Here is a 19,947-nt window from a genome sequence, read left to right on the forward strand (position 1 = left end):
TCGGCGATGATGGACGGCAGCCAACCCCAGGGAAAACCCATGCGCAGAGCGACCATCAAGGACGTTGCGGAGAAGGCCAAGGTCTCGCTGAAGACGGTCTCGCGGGTGATCAACAACGAACCGTCGGTGATGCAGGCCACCCGTGCGCGGGTGCTGCGTGCCATCGCCGAGCTTGACTACGAGCCCGACCCGTCCGCGCGCAACCTGCGCAGCGGCACCACCTTCGTGATCGGGCTGGTCTACGACAACCCCAACCCGTACCACATCATCGGCGTGCAGAACGGCGTGCTGGCCGCCTGCCGCGAGACCGGGTTCGGCCTGCAGATCCATCCCTGCGACTCCAGCTCGCCGCTGCTGGCCGATGAACTGGCCGACTGGGTGCAGCGCTCGCGCCTGGCCGGGCTGGTACTGACCGCGCCGATGTCCGAGCGCCGCGACCTGATCCAGGCGCTGACCGCGCGCGGCATCAAGCTGGTGCGCATCATCGCCGCCACCGAAGACCCGGCCGACGGTGCCTGCGTGTTCGTCGACGACCGCGAGGCCGCCTACGAGATCACCGAGCATCTGATCCAGCTCGGCCACCAGCGCATCGGCTTCCTCTGGGGCGGCATCTCGCACCGTTCCTCGGGCGAACGCTACGCCGGTTACGAGGCCGCGCTGAAGGACTACGGCATGACCGTGGACAAGCACCTGGTGGTGCAGGGCGACTACACCTTCGATGATGGTTTCCGTGGTGCGCGCCGTCTGCTGGCGCTGCGCGAACCGCCCACCGCCATCTTCGGCTCCAACGACGAAATCGCCGCCGGTGTACTGGCCGCGGCCAAGTCGGCCGGCATGAACGTGCCCTACGACCTGTCCATCGCCGGCTTCGAGGACAGCCCGTTCTCGCGCCAGTCGTGGCCGCCGCTGACCACCGCCAAGCAGGCCACCGAGGACATCGCCCGCCATGCCGCGCGCCTGCTGATCGCGCAGCTGCGCAGCGATGCCTACGACGACGCGCCCGCTCCGCTGCACAACCAGGGCTTCGTGCCGCAGCTGGTGGTGCGCGGTTCGACCGCGCCGATGCGCCCGGCCGGCGCACGTCCCCTTCCTTCCGATCCTGCCTGAGCCTGCCATGTCGCTGTCAGACCCCACCGCCACCTTGATGTTCGCCGAGGCCGCTGAAGCGGCCGACGTGGTTGCCCGCCAGTTCTCGCGCAACCACGCCACCATGGAAACCCTGGCCGCCAGCCTGCGCGCGGCGCCGCCGCCGTTCGTGGTCACCTGCGCGCGCGGCAGTTCCGATCACGCCGCCACCTACGGCAAGTACCTGCTGGAAACCCAGCTGGGCCTGGTGGTCGCCTCGGCCTCGCCGTCGGTGGGGTCGGTGTATGCCGCGCCGCTGCAGCTGCGCGGCGCGCTGTTCATCGTCATCTCGCAGTCGGGCAAGAGCCCGGACCTGCTGCGCAACGCCGAAGCCGCCAAGGCCGCCGGCGCGCGCGTGGTTGCGCTGGTCAATGTCGAGGATTCACCGCTGGCGCAGCTGGCCGACACGGTCATCCCGCTGCATGCCGGTGCCGAAAAGAGTGTGGCCGCCACCAAGAGCTACCTGGCCTCGCTGGCCGCGCTGCTGCAGCTGGCCGCGTACTGGAAGCAGGACAGCAGCCTGCGCAATGCGCTGGACCTGCTGCCCGATGCCATGCGCGAGGCGTGGCAGTGCGACTGGAGCGCAGTGACCGAGGGCCTGGTCGAGGCAACCAATCTGTTCGTGCTGGGCCGTGGCCTGGGCCTGGGCGCGGCGCAGGAAGCGGCGCTGAAGTTCAAGGAAACCTGCAGCCTGCATGCCGAAGCCTACAGCTCGGCCGAAGTGAAGCATGGCCCGATGGCGCTGGTTGACCGCGGCTTCCCGGTGCTGGCTTTCGCCCAGCCGGATGAAACCGGCGCCGGCACCCGTGCAGTGGTCGATGAGTTCACCGCGCGTGGCGCGCGGGTGTGGCTGGCCGGTGCCGGTGGCAACCTGCCGGTCGCGGCCGCACCGCATCCGCTGTGCGCGCCGCTGCTGACCGTGCAGAGCTTCTACCGCGCGATCAACGCGCTGGCCCTGCGTCGCGGCTTCAACCCGGATCTACCGCCGCACCTGAACAAGGTTACGGAGACCGTGTGATGGCCACCGTGCTGCGCAATGCCCGCATCCTGGTCGGGGATGATTTCCGCGATGACCTGGCGGTGGTGATCGAAAACGGGAAGATCACCGCGCTGTTGCCCGACGCCGCGCCGCAGCTCGGCCAGGCCGATGAGCAGATGGACCTGGGCGGTGGCTGGCTGCTGCCCGGCTTCATCGACGTGCAGGTCAACGGCGGAGGCGGCGCGCTGTTCAACAACACGCCGGACGTGGCGGCGCTGCGCACCATCGCGCAGGCGCACCGGCGCTTCGGCACCACCGCAATGCTGCCGACCCTGATCAGCGACGACGTAGCGGTGATGCGCGAGGCCATCGCAGCGCTGCGCGAGGCCATCGCACAGGGCGTGCCGGGCGTGATCGGCATCCACCTGGAAGGCCCGTACATCGCACCGGCGCGCAAGGGCACGCACGACGCCAGCAAGTTCCGCGTACCGGATGAGGAGGAGATCGCGCTGGCGGCCTCGCTCGACAACGGCGTGACCCTGCTGACGCTGGCGCCGGAACGGGTGCCGCTGGAAACCATCCGTGCGCTGGTCGAGCGCGGCGTGATCGTCGCCGCCGGCCACACGGCAGGCACCTACGAAGAGATCCGCGCCGGGCTGGATGCCGGCGTGCGCGGTTTCACCCACCTGTACAACGCGATGTCGCCGCTGCAGGGCCGCGAGCCTGGCGCGGTGGGCGCTGCGCTGGAAGACCGCGACAGCTGGATCGGCATCATCGTCGATGGCGTGCATGTGCATCCGGCCAGCCTGCGCGTGGCGCTGGCGGCCAAGCCGCGCGGCCGCCTGCTGCTGGTCACCGATGCGATGCCGCCAGTCGGTGCCGACGATCCCAGCTACGTGCTGTACGGCGAAACCATCACCGCCATCGACGGCGTGGTGCGCAACGCTGCCGGTTCGCTGGCGGGTTCGGCGCTGGACATGGCCACTGCGGTGCGCAACACCGTGCAGCTGCTCGGTCAGCCGCTGGCCGAAGCGGCACGCATGGCCTCGACCTATCCGGCGCAGTTCCTCAACGTCGATGACCGCCTGGGCCACATCGCCAAAGGCTACCAGGCCGACCTGGTGCTGCTGGACGATGCGCTGCAGGTGCGTGGCACCTGGATCGCCGGACAGTACGAGGCCGCCTGATGAACGCGACGCCGCCACGCCGGCTGGGCTCGATCGATGCCCTGCGCGGCATCACCGTGGCGGCGATGCTGCTGGTCAACAACCCGGGCGACTGGAGTGCGGTGTTCGCACCGCTGCGTCACTCGGAATGGCATGGCTGCACGCCCACCGACCTGGTGTTCCCGTTCTTCCTGTTCCTGGTCGGCGTGTCGATGGCCTTCAGCGTGGCACCACGCGCGCTGGACGTGGCGGCGAGACCCGCACTGGCGCGCGGTGTGCTGGAGCGCGCGCTGCGCATCCTGGTGGCCGGTGCGCTGCTGCATCTGCTGATCTGGTGGGCGCTGGATACGCACCACTTCCGCATCTGGGGCGTGCTCCAGCGCATCGCCGTGTGCGCAGCGCTGGTGGGTGTGCTGGCGGTGTATGCACGACCGCGCGTGCAGGCCGGCGTGCTGGTCGCGCTGCTGGTGGGCTATACCGTGCTGCTGCTCGGTATCGGTGACCTGGCGCCGTGGACCAACCCGGCCAGCCGTCTGGATACCGCGCTGTTCGCGCCGTGGGTCTATCAATGGCACGTCGATACCGGCCTTGGGCATGACCCGGAAGGATTGCTGAGCACACTGGGCGCGCTGGCCAGCACCGTGCTGGGCCTGCTGGCCGGTGGCCTGCTGCGCAACGGGCATGCTGCTGCACTGGCCGGGCTGGGCGCAGCGACCGCCGTGCTCGGCCTGCTGCTGGCCCTCGTGCTGCCGTTGAACAAGCAGCTGTGGACACCCAGCTACGTGCTGTGGACGGGGGGGCTGGCCGCGCTGGCGTTGTGGCTGGGGCACTGGCTGATCGACCAGAAGGGTTGGCCGGCGTTGGGCCGGCGTTTCGGCGTCAACGCGATCACGGCGTACCTGGGCGCCTCGGTGATGTCGGTGGTGCTGCTGGCGACCGGCGCCTGGGGCTGGATCTGGCAGCAGCTGGCCACCGCAATGCCGCAGGCGCTCGAGCTGGCGTCCATGCTGCAGGCGCTGGCGTTCGTTGCATTGTGGTGGGGCGTGGCGTGGTGGCTGGACAGGCGCAGGATCTACCTGAAGATCTGAGCACCCCGGGGTCGGACCCCTTTCCGCAGGAATCGGCTCTGACCCCACCTGCGAGGCTGAACGATTTCAGCCACATAACACCCAGGTGATGATCGTCGGACTTCACATTCAAAATGTGATGTTCAGTGCATAAATTCATCTATCGAAACCATTCACCGCACGGCAGACTGCCAGCGCAGTGCCGCATATCCGCAGTTCCTGTTTCCCCTGTCCAGGAGTGCTGTATGTCCCGTGCCGTCCCGCGCGCGCTTCGCCCGCGCCGCCTCTCCGTTTCCGTGCTGCAGGCCCTGGCGGTCCCCTCCCTGCTGTTGTCCGCCGGCGTTGCATGGGCCGGCTGCGATACCGTTGCCCCGGTCGGCGGCCAGACCGTCACCTGCAACGCCAACGCGCCGAACCCGCAGACGGTGCCCATCACCGCCAGTGGCACGGCCGGCATCACCGTCAACGTCGCCAACGGCGCACAGCTGGAGCAGAGCGGCGGCGCCAGCGCCATCGCGCTGGTCGGCGCCGGTGGGCACCTGCTGTCCAACCTGGGCACGATCAGTTCGGTCGGTGGCGTGGCCGTGCAGCTCGGTGGCGGCAGCCGTGTCGACAACACCGGCAGCATCAGTACCGGCAACACCACGGCCCTGCAGTTCGTCGGTGCCGGTGACAGCGTGCTGGTCAACCGCGGCACGATCAGCGGGCGCACCGGCGTGCAGTTCGATGCCGGCAATGATCGCCTGGAGATGCAGGCAGGCAGTATCACCGGCGGCGTGCTGCAGGGCGTTGGCAGCGATGTGCTGCTGCTCGGCAATGGCACGATCGACAGCGTTGACCAAGGCACGGGCGATGACCAGATGACGGTCAACGGCGGCACCGTCACCGGCGTGGTGGCGCAGGGCAGTGGCCGCGATGATTTCGTCATGACCGCCGGTACCGTGGGCGCGCTGCAGCAGGGCGACAACATCGATACCTTCCGCATGAGCGGGGGCCGCATCGTCGGTGCGTTCGAGGACGGCGACCAGGCCTGGATGACCGGTGGCCGTATCGGCCGCGTCAACATGAAGCTGGACAAGAATCTCTGGGACCAGTCAGGCGGCACTGTGGATGGCAACGTGGTCACCGGTTTCGACACCGATACCATCATCATTTCCGGTACCGCGTACATCGGCGGCAACATCAGCGTCAGCGGCGGCAACGACAGCGTGACCATCACCGATGGCACCGTGCGCGGGCAGGTGCTGCTCAGCACCGGCAACGACACCTTCACCTGGAATGGCGGCGGTATCGTCTACGGCGCGATCGACATGGGCCCGGACAACGACGTCGCCAACCTCAGCAATCTCAACCAGGGCAACCTCGGCGCGGTACCCCTGTTCGAGGGTGGCAGCGGCGTGGACCAGCTCAACCTCAGCAACGTCAAGACCGCAGGCGTCAGCCGCTTCCAGAACTGGGAAGCGATCGGCCTGGCCAACAGTACCGAACTGAGCTTCGACGGCGATCTTGTGCTGGGCGACAGCGCAACCGGCTCCGGCACGCTCACCGTGGATGACACCAGTACCGTGTACGCCGGCAGTGGCGGCCACGCGATCCGCCCGTTCAACAGCGCCGCACTGGTGGACATGGTCAACGCCGGGCGCATCGACCTGACCGGCACCGGTGCCGGCGATGTGTTCACCGTGCGCGGCAACTACCGCGGTGACGGCGGTGGCCTGTACCTGCGCACGGTGCTGGGCGCGGACAACTCGACCAGCGACCGGTTGGTGATCGATGGCGGCGCTGCGACCGGCAGCACCGGCATCGGCATCCTCAATGCCGGCGGCGGCGGTGCGGCCACGCTGGCCGATGGCATCCTGGTGGTGCAGGCGTTGAACGGCGCGAGTACTGCTCCTGGCGCGTTCTCGTTGTTCGCACCGGTAGCGGCCGGTGCCTACGAGTACTTCCTGTTCAAGGGCGGAGTGAGTGCCGGCACCAGCGAGAACTGGTACCTGCGCTCGACCCTGGTGACCGGGCCGACGCCGGCACCGAATGGCAACGGCACCGCCACGCCGCCGCCGTTGACACCGCCGGTGGCCCCGCCGCCACCGATCACCCCGGCCCCGCCGCCGCCGCCGGAGGGCGCCATCGACCCGGACCTGACCGCCGGCGAGACCGCACCGCCGCCGCCGCCGCCGGAACCCGCACCGGTGGGACCACCCAGTGACCCAGCGGTTCCCGATGTACCGGTGGCCGGTGGTGCATTGCCCGGCACCGGCACACCGCCAACCCCCGGCGCGCGTCCGGCCGAAGGCGCGGTGGTGCCGCTGTACCGTGTGGAAACTGCTGCCTATGCGGTGGTGCCGCCACTGCTGCGCGAGACCTCGCTGGCCAGCCTCGGAACGTTCCACGAGCGCCAGGGCGAACAGCGCCTGCTGTACAACCAGGGCGCCTTCCGCACCGCTTGGGGCCGGTTGGTGGGGCAGAGCAGCGAGATCCACTGGAAGGGCGATGCACAGCCCGGCTTCGATGGAGATGTGATGGGACTGCAGGCCGGTCTGGATGTGTGGGCCGCGGCGTCTGACCACCACCGCAACCAGATCGGCGTGTTCGTCGGCCGCACCCGCGCGCAGGGCAAGACCACCGGCCTGGCACTGGGCTGGGAGAACGTACAGGTGGGCCAGAACCGCTTGGACGACAAGCACGTGGGCCTGTACTGGACGTTCACCGACAGCAGCGGGGGCTACATCGACGCCGTGGCGATGCAGAGCCGCTACGACGGCCGCGTGCGTTCCTCGCGCGGGCTCGGCTTCGGCCTGAGCGGTGACGGCACCAGCGTGTCGGTGGAGGCAGGCAAGCCGCTACTGCACTTCGGTCAGTCTGCGTGGTGGCTGGAACCGCAACTGCAGGTGATCTGGCAACGCACAGCGCTGGATGACCGGCGCGATGTGGTGTCGAGCGTAGGCTTCGACAACGACAACGCCTGGACCGGCCGCATCGGCCTGCGCCTGGCCGGTGATTACCAGCTGGCCGACAACGGCTGGCAGCCGTATTTCAAGCTCAACTACTGGCACGGCCGCTCTGGCGAAGATCGCATCCGTTTCGATGAGGATGTGATCGTCAATGCGCAGCGTTCGCGCGCGCTGGAGGCCGGCGTGGGTGTGGTCGGGCGTTTCAACCGCGCCATCAGTGCCTACGCCGTGGCTGATTACACCCGCGAACTGGGCGGCGACCGCAACGAGAAGCGCCGCATCATCGAAGGCAACATCGGCCTGCGCGCGGACTGGTAGCGCCGTCGCGCTCCGGGCGGCCCCCGCTCGGGTAGGTGCCGACCTTGGTCGGCACAGATCCCCCGCGCAGCCGAGCACGGGCTCGGCTCTACAACAACGGTGCGCACGCATCCGGTTCCACCAGCGCCCCGGCATGATCGGCCAACACCACCACCGCATGCAGCAACCCTTCCTCCACCTGCGGCGGACACTGCCCCTGCACATCATCCATCTCGCGTGCGGACTGCGCCGCCAACAACACACCGCCACACGCAACCACCGCCGCCATACAGCGCGTCGCCTCGGCCAGCTCCTGACCGCGTGCCTGGCTTAGTTGCCGCTCGCGCCACGCCTGCCCATCGGCGGCTTGGCCCCGCGCAATGCCACGCAATCGCGCGAAGAACGCCGAGGGCGGCGCGTGTTCATGGGCGTCGGTGAGCGCATCTTCCAACGCTTCGGCGGCAGCATTGGACAGCTGCAGGCCGGGCAGGGCAGCGCCAAGCAGTGCATGCAGGCGTGGATAGGTGGGGTAGGGCGTGTTCATGGCGGCAACCTCACTAGGCGAGGCCACCTGCGGGATGCAAGGTGGCGGGCGGTGCGGGTTGGCGTGCCGGTCAAAATCCAAGGGAAAAAAGCCGACGGATCGCGAGGATCCCCACGCACCGCCCGCCATGGGCGAGCCGGTGCATTGTCGTGATTGCCGCAGTGACGGCAACTCATTCCCTTGGATGTTTGATTCAGGACGCCAATCCCGGCCGGCATAAGAGGCGCCGACGGAGGCCACCTTCTTGCGTTCTACGCAGCGAAGACATGGGCAAAGTTGCAAAGTACTGATCGCATCGAGGCCGTCTTCCCCAGCCTGCGGCGGAGCCAGATACGACAGTTCGCGCATGGCAAAGCGCATCGCCGGCAAGCTATGCTGCGGCCTGAGTCAACGACAAGGAAACGTCGCATGCAGGTTCGCAAGGAAGTGCGTCGCATCGGCGCGCTGATGATCGCGCTGTTGGCTGCCAACGCCCTGGCCGAGGCCCCTACGTCGGTCGAGCTGCCCTCGCCGGAGGCGCAGGTGCAGATCCTCAACCTGCTTGAACGGCAGGCGTTGTATCGCGACCGGGTGGACTGGCCTGCCATGCGCACACGGCTGCAATCGGTGCAGGGAGAGCCTACGCAGCGGCTGGCGTTGCTGCGCGAAGCCATCGCGCTCAGCACGGGCCACCATGGTCTATGGACGACGACCCAGCGCCAGCGCGACTCCCTGGCGCGCGCGCAGCAGGCCGGCGCCGCCGCGGTGGACAGGGCCAAGGTCGCCGATGCGGTGGATGCACGTATCGGCTGGGTGGTCATCGAGGGCTATGCCGCCACGCCCGGCGCGACACCACAGGAAAAATTCCGCCAGGACATCCAGCGCGCTGCGCGGTGGCAGCAGGTGATCCGCAGCAAGGACGACGGCGCGCGCTGTGGCTGGATCGTGGACCTGCGTGACAACGGCGGCGGCACCATGTGGCCGATGCTGCTGGGCATGGCACCGCTGCTGCGCACCTCGGTGCTGAACAACGAGGATGTGGGGAAGTTCGAAACCTCGCACGGGCCGCAGCGCTGGACGTTGACGGCCAGCGCCGTGCAGCTGGCGGGCAAACCCTTGCTGGATTTCGGCCAGTCCGGCCATATGCTGCGGCAGCCCGGCGCGCCGGTGGCGGTGCTGTTCGGGCCGCGCACCGGCAGCTCCGGCGAGGCCTCGGCGCTGGCGTGGCGTGGCCGCGCGCAGACGCGCAGCTTCGGCCAGCCGACGGCAGGCGTCTCGACTGGGAACGTCGTGCACACCCTGGCCGATGGCAGCCGCCTGGTGCTGACCACCAGCGTGATGCAGGATCGCGACGGCCGCGGCGATGGCCTGAAGATCGAACCGGATCAGTACACGGAAGGGGACGCGGCCACGCTGGCGGCGGCTCAGCAGTGGCTGCTGGCCCAGCCCGCCTGCCAGGGCCGCACATGATGCTGCTGATCGGCCAGCAGGAGCGGGTGATGGTGGTGGGCCCCACCGAAGCGCACCACTGCCTGCACTGCCAGACCGAAACCGACTTCGCCGCGCAGCTGCGCTACAGGATGGCGCGCATCGACCTGCTGTTCGGCTTTACCTACCAGCGCCGTTACGAGCTGGCCTGCACCCGTTGCGAACACGGCTGGGTACTGGATACCGACAGCATGGACCAGCAGCTGGGCGGGGTGCCGATTCCGTGGCGGCATCGTTTCGGCCTGCCGCTGATGCTGGTGGGGGTGGCCGCGCTGGCGGTGGCCGGGTGGCTGTGGCGGCACGGATTCATCGGTTGAGGACCGGGCCTGTTAAAGTCTGCCCTGCAATCACGTACCGGAACCGACCATGGACCACGACACCCCGTTCGAACCCCTCAACGACCTCGAGGTAAGCCTGCTGCAGGCCCAGGACGGCACGTTGACCGCATCGCAGTTCCTCGATGGCCTGCTGACCTCGACGGCGTTCGTGCTGCTGGACAAGGCCATCGGTGAGGACGGTGCGTGGGACGAGAGCATCTCGCCGCTGGTGCTGACCAGCGAGAGCGGCGAGCCGATGTTCGCGGTGTTCACTGCGCCCGAGCGCGCCGGCCTGTGGCACGAGCAGTTGCCGCAGTTCGCCCACGCGATGCCGATCGCGGTGCATGCGCTGCTGGCCGGTATCGGCGACGGCGTCGGCCTGGTGCTGAACCCGGGCCTGGACGTGGGCATGGAAATGATCCCCGACGCGGTGACCCAGCTGAAGCAGCGGGCGGCGGCGATTACGCGCGGCATGGCGCATTGATCCAGTGAGGTGGTTGCCGGCCAGCGGCCGGCACTACCGCGGCCTGGTGCCGTGTTCAGGCGGGCCTGCTGGCGGTTGCAGCCGCCCTGGCGCGCCGCTGGCAGCTATTTCGTACTTTTCCTAGCGCGCCCGGCGCCCATGTGGCGCCTGCATTTCACGGTGGCCCTGTCTGCCGTGTCGTCTTTGCCTCTTCATCGGTCCCAATTCCCGCAACACGCTCACGGCCCCTTGGTCCTGCGCGCGTTGCCCCATGGATGGCTCTGTACCTTCTTCGCAATGGATTGCCCTGCGCTCGGCGTTGGCGATGCCCCGGGATGCCCATCGCTTCCTGAGACTGCATACGCCGTGCGGCCCCGATGTGCTGGTCGCCGAAACCCTCGATGGCGTCGAGCAGGTCGACGGCCTCGGCTTCCAGTGGACGATCACCGCCCTGTCGCTGGACGCGGGATTGGCGCTGGCACCGCTGATCGGGCAGGGCGCGCTTCTGCAGCTGCAGCAGGCCGATGGCAGCGTGCGCCCGCTGCATGGCCGCATCACCGCCGCCGAGCGGCTGGGCGGCAACGGCGGGCTGGCCCGCTACCGGCTGCGCCTGCAACCGTGGCTGGCGTTCCTGTCACAGCGGGTGGACAGCTACGTCTTCCACGACAAGACCGTGGTCGAGATCGTCGAAGACCTGTTCGCCGATTACAGCGGGCTGGCCCCGGCCTGGCGCTGGTCGCTGGGTGACGCCAGCCAGTACGCACGACGCAGCCTGACCACCCAGTACCAGGAGAGCGACCTGGCCTTCGTCCAGCGCCTGCTGGCCGAAGAGGGCATCTATTACTGGTTCGAGCATGCCGGCGAGCCCGGCGGCACGGACTTCGGGGCGCACACGTTGGTGCTGGCCGACCACAGCCACGACACCGCCGAACTGGGCAGCGTGCGCTTCCATCGCCGCGACGAAAGCGAGCGCAGTGACAGCGTGCAGCAGTGGTCCACCGCGCACCGCTGGCGACCGGGCAAGGTCGAGCGTGCGACCTGGGACTACCGCACCCTGGAGCGGCGCCAGGCCAGCGCCGAGGCCGCGCAGAGCAACGACCTCGGCATCGTCGACCGCGACACCTGCGGCCCCTACGGCTGGCAGGACAACGCCCGCGGCCAGCGCCGCGCGCAGCAGCATCTGGACGCGCTGCGCGTGCGCGCGCATACCATCGACGGTGCCGGCCAATGGCGGGCACTGGCGCCGGGCGCGCGCTTCGGCCTGTCGCAGCATCCGCAGGTGGGCGAGGACGCGCAGTTCCTGTGCCTGTCGGTGCACCATCAGGCACGCAACAACCTCGATGCCGACGTGTTCGATGCACTGGAGCAGGCACTGGGCCCGTCCAGCGTGGCCGCGCCGGCCCTGCCGGGCGCGCTGTCCGGTCTGGCCAATGGCCAGGCGTCGGGCGAGGTGTCCACCGCGTTCTACGACAACCGCTTCGTCGCCATTCCGGCCGAGGTGAGCTACCGGCCGCAGACCGAGGACGGCCACGGCGCGCATCTGCATCCGCGCCCGACCATCACCGGCACGCTCAGCGCGATCGTGGTCAGTGACGGCGAGCCGCTGCTGTCCGACCGCGACCACCGCATCAAGGTGCAGTTCCCGTGGCAGCGCGGCGGCAACGCCAGCAGCGGGCTGGCCCATCCCGGTGGTGACGACAACGCCCCGGCCAACGGTGGCGCCTGGACCTGGGTGCGGGTGATGACGCCCTGGGCCGGCGACAACTGGGGCGGCGTGGTGCTGCCGCGGCGCGGCCAGGAAGTGCTGGTGGCGTTCCTGGAAAACGACATCGACCGCCCGGTGGTGGTCGGTGCGGTCTACAACGGCCGTGGCCAGCAGGACGCACCGCACAACCAGATCAACGGCGGCGGCGCCAGCGCCACCGGCAACACCGCCGCCTGGTTCGAGGGCAATGACCACGCCGCGGTGTACACCGGCTTCAAGAGCCAGGCGCTGGCCGACAGCCAGGGCGGTACCGGCGGCTACCAGCAGCTGCGCTTCGACGACACGCCCGGGCAGGGCCGCGCGCAGCTGTCCACCACCCAGCACGAGACCACGCTGACCCTGGGCCACCTGAAGGGCGGCCAGGACAACGTGCGCGAGGGCGAGCGCGGCTTTGGCGTGGAGCTGTCCACCCAGGCCCAGGGCGCACTGCGTGCCGGTCGCGGTCTGCTGCTGACCACCGAACAGGGCACGCCACAGATGGCGGCGCCGCAGGCATTGAGCCAGCTGCAGGAAAGCCAGCAGCTGCTGCAGCAGCTGGCCGAATCGGCGGTCAACCAGCAGGCGCAGCTGCCCAACGACCCGACCGAACTGCCGGTGGACGCGACGCTGACCGAATTGCAGGAGACGCTGCGCGCCACCCACAGCGGCAGCGCCGCCGGCAGCATCGCCGGGGGCGATGGCGAAGCGCCGGGCTGGAGCGCGCCGGTACTGCTGGGCAGTGGCGTGGCCGGCGTGCTGAGCCTGACCCCGGCCGACCAGGTGTGGGTGAGCGGCACCCACACCACGCTGGCCAGCGGCGTGGCGCTGAACTGGATGACGCAGGGCTCACTGACGATGGCGGTGTCCGGCGGGCTGGTGCTGTACACCGCCGGCGTGCAGCCCAGCGGTGAAAGCCCGAACCAGGAGCGCGGCATCGCGCTGCACGCCGCGCAGGGCAAGGTGAGTGCGCGCGCGCACAAGCACCAGATGATCGTGGCAGCCAAGACCCAGGTGCGTATCGCCAGCACTGAGGCGGATGTGCAGCTGTCGGCACCGAGCAAGCATCTGCTGGCGACGGCGGCTGGTGCCTACATCCGCATTGAGGGCGACAACATCGAGCTGGGCGCGCCGGGCAAGGTGGAGTTCAAGGCCAGCCAGCGCGATTGGGTGGGGCCGGCGAGTGTGGCGGGGGAGGCGAAGGTGCCTGAAGGGCGCTTCAAGGGCTGTGAGCCGCACTTGAATGCCGCCGTGCGCCGGCAGGAGGCCTTCGCCGATGTCGGTTGAAGCATTGTGCGAACAGCTGGTTGCCATCGACCGCAGCAGTGCGGGGCAATGCCACCTGCTGATGCAGCCGGCGGAAGATCGATGCGAGCGCGATGAGGCCTTCGACGCGTTGCTGGAATCGGTCGGGATAGCGCCGGTTCCCGTCGCCATTCGACAGATACCGAAGGCCCTGTGGCCGTGCCTGATCCCCCTGGACCTGGGCAAAGGCACGCATTCCCTGTTGTCGGGCCAGGCGGTGGAAATGGCGATGGCGCAGCGCTCGGTGTCGTCGTTGCTGGCTGCGCGCCCACAACGTGCGTGTGCGTGGGTATGGACGCCGTTGCTGACACCACAGCTGGCCAGGCAGCTGGCCGAGCGTGCGGTCGCGCACTGCCCGCATGCACAGGGCCGGAAGCGGTGGTTGCGCTTCTACGACCCGATGGTGACGGATCTGTTCCTGCAGTGCTCATCGCGCTCGCAACGGGCGTATCGGTTTGAAGGTGTCACCACGTGGATGTTTCTGGATAGATGGGGGGAGTGGGCTATCAGCAACGCCGTGGCGCCTGCACTGCCCGGTGACCTTGCCGTGTCCTGGCCCGAGCTGGAATCCATCGGTGCATTGAACCAGGCGTGGATCGGCGCGCTGCAAGCCGGAACTGCGCCGGATCGCGCCACGTTCGCGCAGGTGCAGCGCAGTGTCGGAGAAGGACGCCGTAGTGGTGTGTCCAGCGGTACGGATCTGGATCTGTTCGCCGCGCATGCGCTCTCGATCGGGCCTCAGTTCCACAGGGATCCCTCGGTCCAGGCACTGCTGGCGCAGATCGCGCACGGTGAGCGGTACGGCGAACTCGTATTGCGGCTTGAAGACGCGGAGTGGCAGCGCATCCGCGCGGCGTCATCGGCAGACGCATCTGCAATCAAGGGAGGGAAATCCACATGACGACGCACGACGAGGATGGAAACAACGCGAGTGGTTCCTACGCGGGTACCAGCAATAGGGGGATCCGCAGCGAGGCCGGCCAAACGATATCCGACCTTCCTGCTGTAACCGTGGTGCCATCGGAATCGCCGAGCCGCTTGGTTTGCGACATCTGTCGCTCCACTGGACTGGCCATCCTGCCGGTGCGCTACACGGTGGTGCCTGCCAGCTGCAACGTGGGCCTTGGTGGCCTGTCGCCCGCTTACGCCAGCGATGTTGATGTCAGTGCGGCGGGATACACCTACGCGCTCAGAACGTTGCGCCAGGGTCTGCTGTACCTGTACTACGAGCAGGGCCCTTACGGTCCGGAATACTGGGAATGCTACGCCATCGCCGAGAACGGCACCTTGTGGCGGCAACCCACCGCCTACAGTGCCCGCGCGATCGCAGGCGGTGGCCTGCCCAGCTGTGGCCGTAGTGGCCACGATCCGGTGCGCACGGAGTTCATCACCATCCAACGCCCCGATCTGTGCGGAACGGTCTGGCTTGCCTACTCCCAACACCCCTGGACGCCAGCGACACTGGATCGCTATGGAGCTGATCCGGCCCTGCGCGCCGAGCGGATGCAGCCGATCGAGCCAGCCAGGTGGATCACGTCGGCGAGGGCAGAAGGCGATCAAGCGCCATTGAAGGATGCCGCCGGGCTGGCCTCGATCATGGAATATCGATGGCTGGACAACCCCTCAGGTGATCCGCCAGACCTTCCGTACAGCAGTGCGCTCCCGGGTGCCTCCAATCCGGACGGAGCGCTTCGCAAGGCGCGGCTGCACGCGCATGGAACGCGTTACCCCTGGTCACGGCGGGACTATCCTCGCAGCGAAGGTTTCGACCCGCGTCAACAGCGTTTTGAACGCCTGCAGCAACACAGCAGCAACGGGCGCATTGGCAGTGATCGGCAGGAGTACCCGCCCATGCTGCTGGGGCTGTGGGATGCGGTTGGCGTCGTGCACGAGCTCAGCGGCTATTGCAACGACCTGGTTGCCTGCATCAACCAGTTCAAGAGCGAGCGCGAGCTGGAAGTCAGCGCTGTTGACCAGATCGAACAGATCTCGCGCCTGCTGGAGCTCAATGGTGCGGTAATGGCAGGGAACTACGCGGCACAGACGGTGCGCGAAGTGGAGCGTCAGCGCCGCCTCGGCAATCCCTCGCTTCCCCCATGGGATCCCAAGGTAAAGCTTTCCGAGGAGGAGAAGCGGGAACTCGCGCGGGAGTATGAACGCCAGTTCCTGCCGCTCTACCTGAAGGACGCCCAGGACGCGTGGAAAAACAAGTACTGGCCACTGATTGACGAGCCCCGTTTCACCGCGTTCAAGAGGAACATGGACGCGATGACGCAACAGGTACGCGACCGGCTGGGACCGAAGATCTCGGTGCTGGTTGCGTGGCTCCGCCATGATCTTCTGCTCGCAACGCTGGAGGACTTTGATGGTCAATCTGCGGCGCAGGGAGTGTGGTTCGAGGAGATCATTGCCGACGCCATCGCGGTGCTTGGCATGCACGAGATCGGCCGAACGCTGTTGACTGAACTGGCTGGCGATCTGGCTGTGACCGGAAGATCGTCCTTGCTGTGGCGAGTCATTGCGCAGAATCAGGACGCTGCCAGGCTGGAGCTGCAGCAGACGCTCAGGGCGGCTGAGGCTGGGGCCAACACCGTGCTGTCCGCTGCAGGTGCGAGCTGGGCGGCCTTTGTGTCCGGGACGGCGCATCTGAAGACCTTCATCTCCAACTATCGCAAGATTGAGGCTGCGCAGAAGGAGGCAGTGCCATCCACCGCCAGTGCCCGCATCCTCCGCGACAGTGGTGTTGATCGCTTCGTCACCACCACCGGCGCGTTCCTGCTGAATCGATTCCCGATGAAGGGCATCCAGGACACCGCCGGCAATGCCATGGTCCGGTTCGTGCTTCTGACACGGGCGTTGATGGAGCGCGACGAGGCCATCAGCCTGGTGGCCGAAGAACTGAGCAGCGGCCAGCAGGGCAAGCGCTATTTCCTGGAGCGTATCCAGTTCTACCGAACCAAGGGCAGCGCGCTACCGATGCAGTTCGCACTTCGGGACCTGGAGCTGCATCACGGCGCGCTGGCGATGCGCACGCGTTGGCAGGCTGCGGCAGAGAGCAGCCGCAACGTGGTGCGCCTGAACTCGCTGACCGGCGTGCTGGAAATGGTGAACTTCATCCATCTGGCCACGAAGGTGGACAAGCAGACCCGTGACTACGCGACGTTATTGGCTTCTGGAATGTCGCTTGTGGCTGTGTATACCGGTGTGCATGAGGCTGTGGCGAAGGAGTTTTTTGGCGAAGGCAGCGCCAGTGCCATACGGATGAAGGTTTCCGGGAGTGTGATGGCGGGGGCGGGTAGTTTTATTGGGGCGGCTTACAGCTTGGCAGATGCGGAACAAGCCTATGCGTATCCAAACAAGATGGCGTTCGTAGCATATCTTGCCAAGGCCCTGACGCTGGCGACGGTTGGATCATCTCAATTCCTAACCGCGCTCGCCTATTCATCCCCTGTAATCGAGCGCAGCCTTGGGCGGAACGCGTTGACTTTGGGGCTGAGAGGACTGAGGGCTGGACTTGAGGCGGCGGCCACGGAGGGTGGGAATGTCGTTGCGTCGCAGGCGATGAAGCGAGTCGGTGTGTGGATGCTGCGATTGGCAGGATGGGAGGTCGCATTGGTTCTGCTCGGCATTGAAATATTCGTATGGGCCATTAGTCCAAATGACTTGGAGACGTGGTGCATGGCAAATGCGTTCGGAAAGAAGGGGAGCAAGGCCTTAGGGGGAACTCGCATGTCCAGCAACAGCTATGTAAATTCACTAGAGCAGCAACTGGCTTTCGAAAAGGCTATTGGCTCAGTTTCCGTGAGGTCGCAATGAGTATCGAATTCCAAATGAACCGTGCCGAACATGGGTTGCTTGATACTCACGCTGGCATCATCTCTGACTTGAAAGTTCAGCATGTAGTGCAGAACGTCTTCTGGCGGAGAGGAGACCGCGAGGGGATGGCAGCGACCGGCACCATTGCGGCAGCGTTTGGACTCAGCGGTCCGGCCGCAAGTATGGCGATGATGTCCGCTGAGGAAATGGAGGAGCGAGTTACGTGGGTTGAGTTTCGGCTCGGCGCAATCAAAGTAAAAGCAATGCTCTGGAACTGGCCATTTCTGGAGGGCGATGATGTCCGAGTAGTTGGCCGACATGAGGGCGACGGAAACTTCTTCGCCCTTTCAGTTCTGCAAGAACAGAGTAGGCTGATTGTGTCTTATCCGCACGTTAGTGCGGGTACGTGGGCGCATTGGATGACGGTTGCAAAGTACTCCCTGATGTTCTCGGTGCCTTGGTGCGCACTTGTCATCGGTTTTTTTTGGCTGGTTCAGCTTAAGGATAGTGTAGGCAGGAATGAGGGCGGAAGTGTGTTGGTAGCTCAGGCCTATTTGGTCTGCGTTCTGCTCTTCTGCTTCATTGGATACAGAATGGGGCGGCGTTTCACTCGGTTCGCAAAGATGGCTGATGCAATATTCCAGACGCTTGGTTGGCCCAACGCAAAGCGGATAAATCTGCGGCGGATCACCAAGCAGAAGCGACAGCCAGGCGACCATCTTGCCTTGGGCGATACCTACTTCAGGTACTGACTTGAACTGAGTTGCAGTGGCCAGAAGTGGGTGTCCGTTATGGCTACCAAGTGCCGTCAGTATGAATTATCTGTATGCCCGGTCCACGAATTAGAGGCGGCGCAGAAAGAGGTCGCACCCTCCGCCGCCAGTACCCGCATCCTCCGCGACAGTGGCGTTGATCGCTTCGTCACCACCACCGGCGCGTTCCTGCTGAATCGATTCCCGATGAAGGGCATCCAGGATACCGCCGGCAATGCCATGGTCCGGTTCGTGCTTCTGACACGGGCGTTGATGGAGCGCGACGAGGCCATCAGCCTGGTGGCCGAAGAACTGAGCAGCGGCCAGCAGGGCAAGCGCTATTTCCTGGAGCGTATCCAGTTCTACCGAACCAAGGGCAGCGCGCTGCCGATGCAGTTCGCACTTCGGGACCTGGAGCTGCATCACGGCGCGCTGGCGATGCGCAAGCGTTGGCAGGCTGCGGCAGAAAGCAGCCGCAACGTGGTGCGCCTGAACTCGCTGACCGGTGTGCTGGAAATGGTGAACTTCATCCATCTGGCCACGAAGGTGGACAAGCAGACCCGTGACTACGCGACGCTATTGGCCTCTGGAATGTCGCTTGTGGCTGTGTATACCGGTGTGCATGAGGCTGTGGCGAAGGAGTTTTTTGGCGAAGGCAGCGCCAGTGCCATACGGATGAAGGTTTCCGGGAGTGTGATGGCGGGGGCGGGTAGTTCTATTGGGGCCCTTTACAGCCTCGCTGACGCTCTGAGCTCTTTCAGGAATGGCAAATGCGCTCTGTCCACGGTGCTCTTGGTCAAAGGCGGGACAGTTGGGATAAGCGGGTCGGCTCAATTTTTGACGGCGCTTGCTTATTCATCTCCTGTAATCGAGCGGACTCTCGGAAAGAATGCGCTCACCCTAGGATTGAGAAGGCTGCAAGCTGGACTTGAGATCGCTGCCGGACGGGAGGGCGGAAGTATAGTCGCATCGCAAGCTATGAGGCGCGTTGGCGTATGGATTTTGCGATTAAGCGGATGGGAGTTGGCCCTAGCTCTACTGGTCATCGAGGTCCTGATCTGGGCGATCAGCCCAAACGAATTGGAGAAATGGTGTGCGTCAAACTCATTTGGAAAGAGTTCTGGGAAGAGAGGAGGTAGCTTCTACGCAACAGCGCGGGAGCAACGGCTGGCGTTCGAGAAGGCTCTTGGCTCTGTTTCGATGAGGACGCAATGATTACTCAAGAGCAGGTGGGACTTAGGGGCAATGGCCCCCTCGACACTGAGGTCGGTGTAGTCTCCGATCTTCGAGTTCAGCATGCTGTAAAGAATATATTCTGGCGCGATGGTGATAATGAGGGAATGGCGGCAACTGGGGCCTTCGCAGCTGCGCTAGGCCTCAGTGGACCAGCAGCAGGTATGGCGATAATGTCTGCCGAGGAAATGGCCGAGCCGGTTACTAAGGTCGAGTTCCGGCTTGGCGATCTCGCCGTAGAAGGGCTTCTCTGGAACTGGCCGTTTAGCGAAGGCGATCTTGTTCGAGTTGTCGGGACACGGGATAGCGAAGGAAAATTCTTTGCTATCTCAGTTCTTGATGAGCAGAAGAGGTTGATCGTCTCCTGCCCGCACGTTAGTGCTGGCTCGATAGCGCATTGGATTGTCGTACTGAAACTATCACTAATTATATCGATTCCTTGGTGGGGACTTATAATAGGATGGTTTGCCTGGATGACCTCCGCGCCATTTCATTTCTTGGCTCGTTCGTACTTGATTGGTGTTCTCGTCTTTTGTGTAATTGGGTATCGAATCGGTCGTAGATTTGTCAGTTGCGCCAGAATGGCGGATTCAGTTTTTTCTACGCTTGGGTGGAAGGGGGCGAGGCGAATGAATCTCCGTAGAGTGACTAAGAGGAAGCGACAGCCGGGCGACCATCCCGCCCTAGGCGATACCTATTTCAGATATTGAATGGTGTTTGTCAG

Annotated in this window: 15 protein-coding genes; 14 read left to right on the plus strand and 1 reads right to left on the minus strand. The window is 65.8% G+C overall.

Annotated elements, in window-relative coordinates; translation table 11 throughout:
- The first annotated feature begins 39 nt into the window (after positions 1 to 39).
- The 5 genes from LZ605_RS18720 to LZ605_RS18740 all read left to right on the plus strand — a co-directional run bounded on the left by LZ605_RS18720 (position 40) and on the right by LZ605_RS18740 (position 7,606).
- Positions 40 to 1,107, plus strand: coding sequence for a LacI family DNA-binding transcriptional regulator (locus LZ605_RS18720; RefSeq protein WP_006391719.1), 1,068 nt, complete (start codon positions 40 to 42; stop codon positions 1,105 to 1,107).
- Between the two features lie 7 nt (positions 1,108 to 1,114).
- Entirely contained in the window at positions 1,115 to 2,143 is a 1,029-nt protein-coding gene (locus LZ605_RS18725) for an SIS domain-containing protein (protein ID WP_107232007.1), read from the plus strand.
- Entirely contained in the window at positions 2,143 to 3,291 is a 1,149-nt protein-coding gene (nagA, locus tag LZ605_RS18730; protein ID WP_249842844.1) for an N-acetylglucosamine-6-phosphate deacetylase, read from the plus strand. The genes LZ605_RS18725 and nagA overlap by 1 nt, the downstream gene beginning before the upstream one ends.
- Entirely contained in the window at positions 3,291 to 4,358 is a 1,068-nt protein-coding gene (locus LZ605_RS18735; protein WP_249842845.1) for an acyltransferase family protein, read from the plus strand. The genes nagA and LZ605_RS18735 overlap by 1 nt, the downstream gene beginning before the upstream one ends.
- Positions 4,359 to 4,582: 224 nt before the next feature.
- Positions 4,583 to 7,606 carry an autotransporter outer membrane beta-barrel domain-containing protein gene (locus tag LZ605_RS18740; protein ID WP_249842846.1) on the plus strand — a complete coding sequence of 1,008 codons (3,024 nt, stop codon included), beginning with the start codon at positions 4,583 to 4,585 and terminating at the stop codon, positions 7,604 to 7,606.
- An 88-nt stretch (positions 7,607 to 7,694) separates the two neighbouring features.
- Here the strand turns inward: LZ605_RS18740 and LZ605_RS18745 are convergent, their stop codons facing one another.
- A complete protein-coding gene (locus LZ605_RS18745; RefSeq protein ID WP_249842847.1) occupies positions 7,695 to 8,129 on the minus strand; it encodes a hypothetical protein in 435 nt (144 codons plus the stop codon).
- 408 nt (positions 8,130 to 8,537) lie between these two features.
- On the opposite strand from LZ605_RS18745, the gene LZ605_RS18750 reads away from it, so the two are divergent.
- From LZ605_RS18750 to LZ605_RS18790, 9 genes are all read left to right on the plus strand, one after another.
- Entirely contained in the window at positions 8,538 to 9,578 is a 1,041-nt protein-coding gene (locus LZ605_RS18750; protein ID WP_249842848.1) for a S41 family peptidase, read from the plus strand.
- The gene (locus LZ605_RS18755) at positions 9,578 to 9,913 is read left to right on the plus strand and encodes a hypothetical protein (RefSeq protein WP_249844951.1); all 336 of its coding nucleotides are present in this window, start codon (positions 9,578 to 9,580) and stop codon (positions 9,911 to 9,913) included. The genes LZ605_RS18750 and LZ605_RS18755 overlap by 1 nt, the downstream gene beginning before the upstream one ends.
- Positions 9,914 to 9,962: 49 nt before the next feature.
- Positions 9,963 to 10,397, plus strand: a complete 435-nt coding sequence (locus LZ605_RS18760) for an SseB family protein (RefSeq protein ID WP_107232016.1) — start codon at positions 9,963 to 9,965, stop codon at positions 10,395 to 10,397.
- A 250-nt stretch (positions 10,398 to 10,647) separates the two neighbouring features.
- Positions 10,648 to 13,404: a type VI secretion system Vgr family protein gene (locus LZ605_RS18765; protein ID WP_249842849.1), complete on the plus strand. Its 2,757-nt coding sequence runs from the start codon at positions 10,648 to 10,650 to the stop codon at positions 13,402 to 13,404.
- Entirely contained in the window at positions 13,394 to 14,323 is a 930-nt protein-coding gene (locus tag LZ605_RS18770; RefSeq protein ID WP_249842850.1) for a DUF4123 domain-containing protein, read from the plus strand. The genes LZ605_RS18765 and LZ605_RS18770 overlap by 11 nt, the downstream gene beginning before the upstream one ends.
- Positions 14,320 to 17,238 carry a T6SS effector BTH_I2691 family protein gene (locus tag LZ605_RS18775; RefSeq protein WP_249842851.1) on the plus strand — a complete coding sequence of 973 codons (2,919 nt, stop codon included), beginning with the start codon at positions 14,320 to 14,322 and terminating at the stop codon, positions 17,236 to 17,238. Before LZ605_RS18770 ends, LZ605_RS18775 begins: the two co-directional genes overlap by 4 nt.
- On the plus strand, positions 17,235 to 17,990 hold the full coding sequence (locus tag LZ605_RS18780; protein ID WP_249842852.1) for a putative type VI secretion system effector: 756 nt from the start codon (positions 17,235 to 17,237) through the stop codon (positions 17,988 to 17,990). The genes LZ605_RS18775 and LZ605_RS18780 overlap by 4 nt, the downstream gene beginning before the upstream one ends.
- A 39-nt stretch (positions 17,991 to 18,029) precedes the next feature.
- A complete protein-coding gene (locus tag LZ605_RS18785; protein ID WP_249842853.1) occupies positions 18,030 to 19,205 on the plus strand; it encodes a hypothetical protein in 1,176 nt (391 codons plus the stop codon).
- Positions 19,202 to 19,933 (plus strand): putative type VI secretion system effector, encoded by a 732-nt coding sequence (locus tag LZ605_RS18790; RefSeq protein ID WP_249842854.1) that lies wholly within the window; start codon positions 19,202 to 19,204, stop codon positions 19,931 to 19,933. Before LZ605_RS18785 ends, LZ605_RS18790 begins: the two co-directional genes overlap by 4 nt.
- Positions 19,934 to 19,947: the final 14 nt, after the last annotated feature.

Source organism: Stenotrophomonas maltophilia, assembly GCF_023518235.1.
Taxonomy (GTDB): domain Bacteria; phylum Pseudomonadota; class Gammaproteobacteria; order Xanthomonadales; family Xanthomonadaceae; genus Stenotrophomonas.

Bases quoted from the DNA above. Each gene is read 5' to 3' on its own strand.
- LZ605_RS18770 (WP_249842850.1), top strand. From the start codon at position 13,394: ATGTCGGTTGAAGCATTGTGCGAACAGCTGGTTGCCATCGACCGCAGC.
- LZ605_RS18765 (WP_249842849.1), top strand. From the start codon at position 10,648: ATGGATGGCTCTGTACCTTCTTCGCAATGGATTGCCCTGCGCTCGGCG.
- LZ605_RS18735 (WP_249842845.1), top strand. From the start codon at position 3,291: ATGAACGCGACGCCGCCACGCCGGCTGGGCTCGATCGATGCCCTGCGC.
- LZ605_RS18720 (WP_006391719.1), top strand. From the start codon at position 40: ATGCGCAGAGCGACCATCAAGGACGTTGCGGAGAAGGCCAAGGTCTCG.
- nagA (WP_249842844.1), top strand. From the start codon at position 2,143: ATGGCCACCGTGCTGCGCAATGCCCGCATCCTGGTCGGGGATGATTTC.
- LZ605_RS18785 (WP_249842853.1), top strand. From the start codon at position 18,030: ATGGCTACCAAGTGCCGTCAGTATGAATTATCTGTATGCCCGGTCCAC.
- LZ605_RS18775 (WP_249842851.1), top strand. From the start codon at position 14,320: ATGACGACGCACGACGAGGATGGAAACAACGCGAGTGGTTCCTACGCG.
- LZ605_RS18740 (WP_249842846.1), top strand. From the start codon at position 4,583: ATGTCCCGTGCCGTCCCGCGCGCGCTTCGCCCGCGCCGCCTCTCCGTT.
- LZ605_RS18725 (WP_107232007.1), top strand. From the start codon at position 1,115: ATGTCGCTGTCAGACCCCACCGCCACCTTGATGTTCGCCGAGGCCGCT.
- LZ605_RS18780 (WP_249842852.1), top strand. From the start codon at position 17,235: ATGAGTATCGAATTCCAAATGAACCGTGCCGAACATGGGTTGCTTGAT.
- LZ605_RS18760 (WP_107232016.1), top strand. From the start codon at position 9,963: ATGGACCACGACACCCCGTTCGAACCCCTCAACGACCTCGAGGTAAGC.
- LZ605_RS18750 (WP_249842848.1), top strand. From the start codon at position 8,538: ATGCAGGTTCGCAAGGAAGTGCGTCGCATCGGCGCGCTGATGATCGCG.
- LZ605_RS18790 (WP_249842854.1), top strand. From the start codon at position 19,202: ATGATTACTCAAGAGCAGGTGGGACTTAGGGGCAATGGCCCCCTCGAC.
- LZ605_RS18755 (WP_249844951.1), top strand. From the start codon at position 9,578: ATGCTGCTGATCGGCCAGCAGGAGCGGGTGATGGTGGTGGGCCCCACC.
- LZ605_RS18745 (WP_249842847.1), bottom strand. From the start codon at position 8,129: ATGAACACGCCCTACCCCACCTATCCACGCCTGCATGCACTGCTTGGC.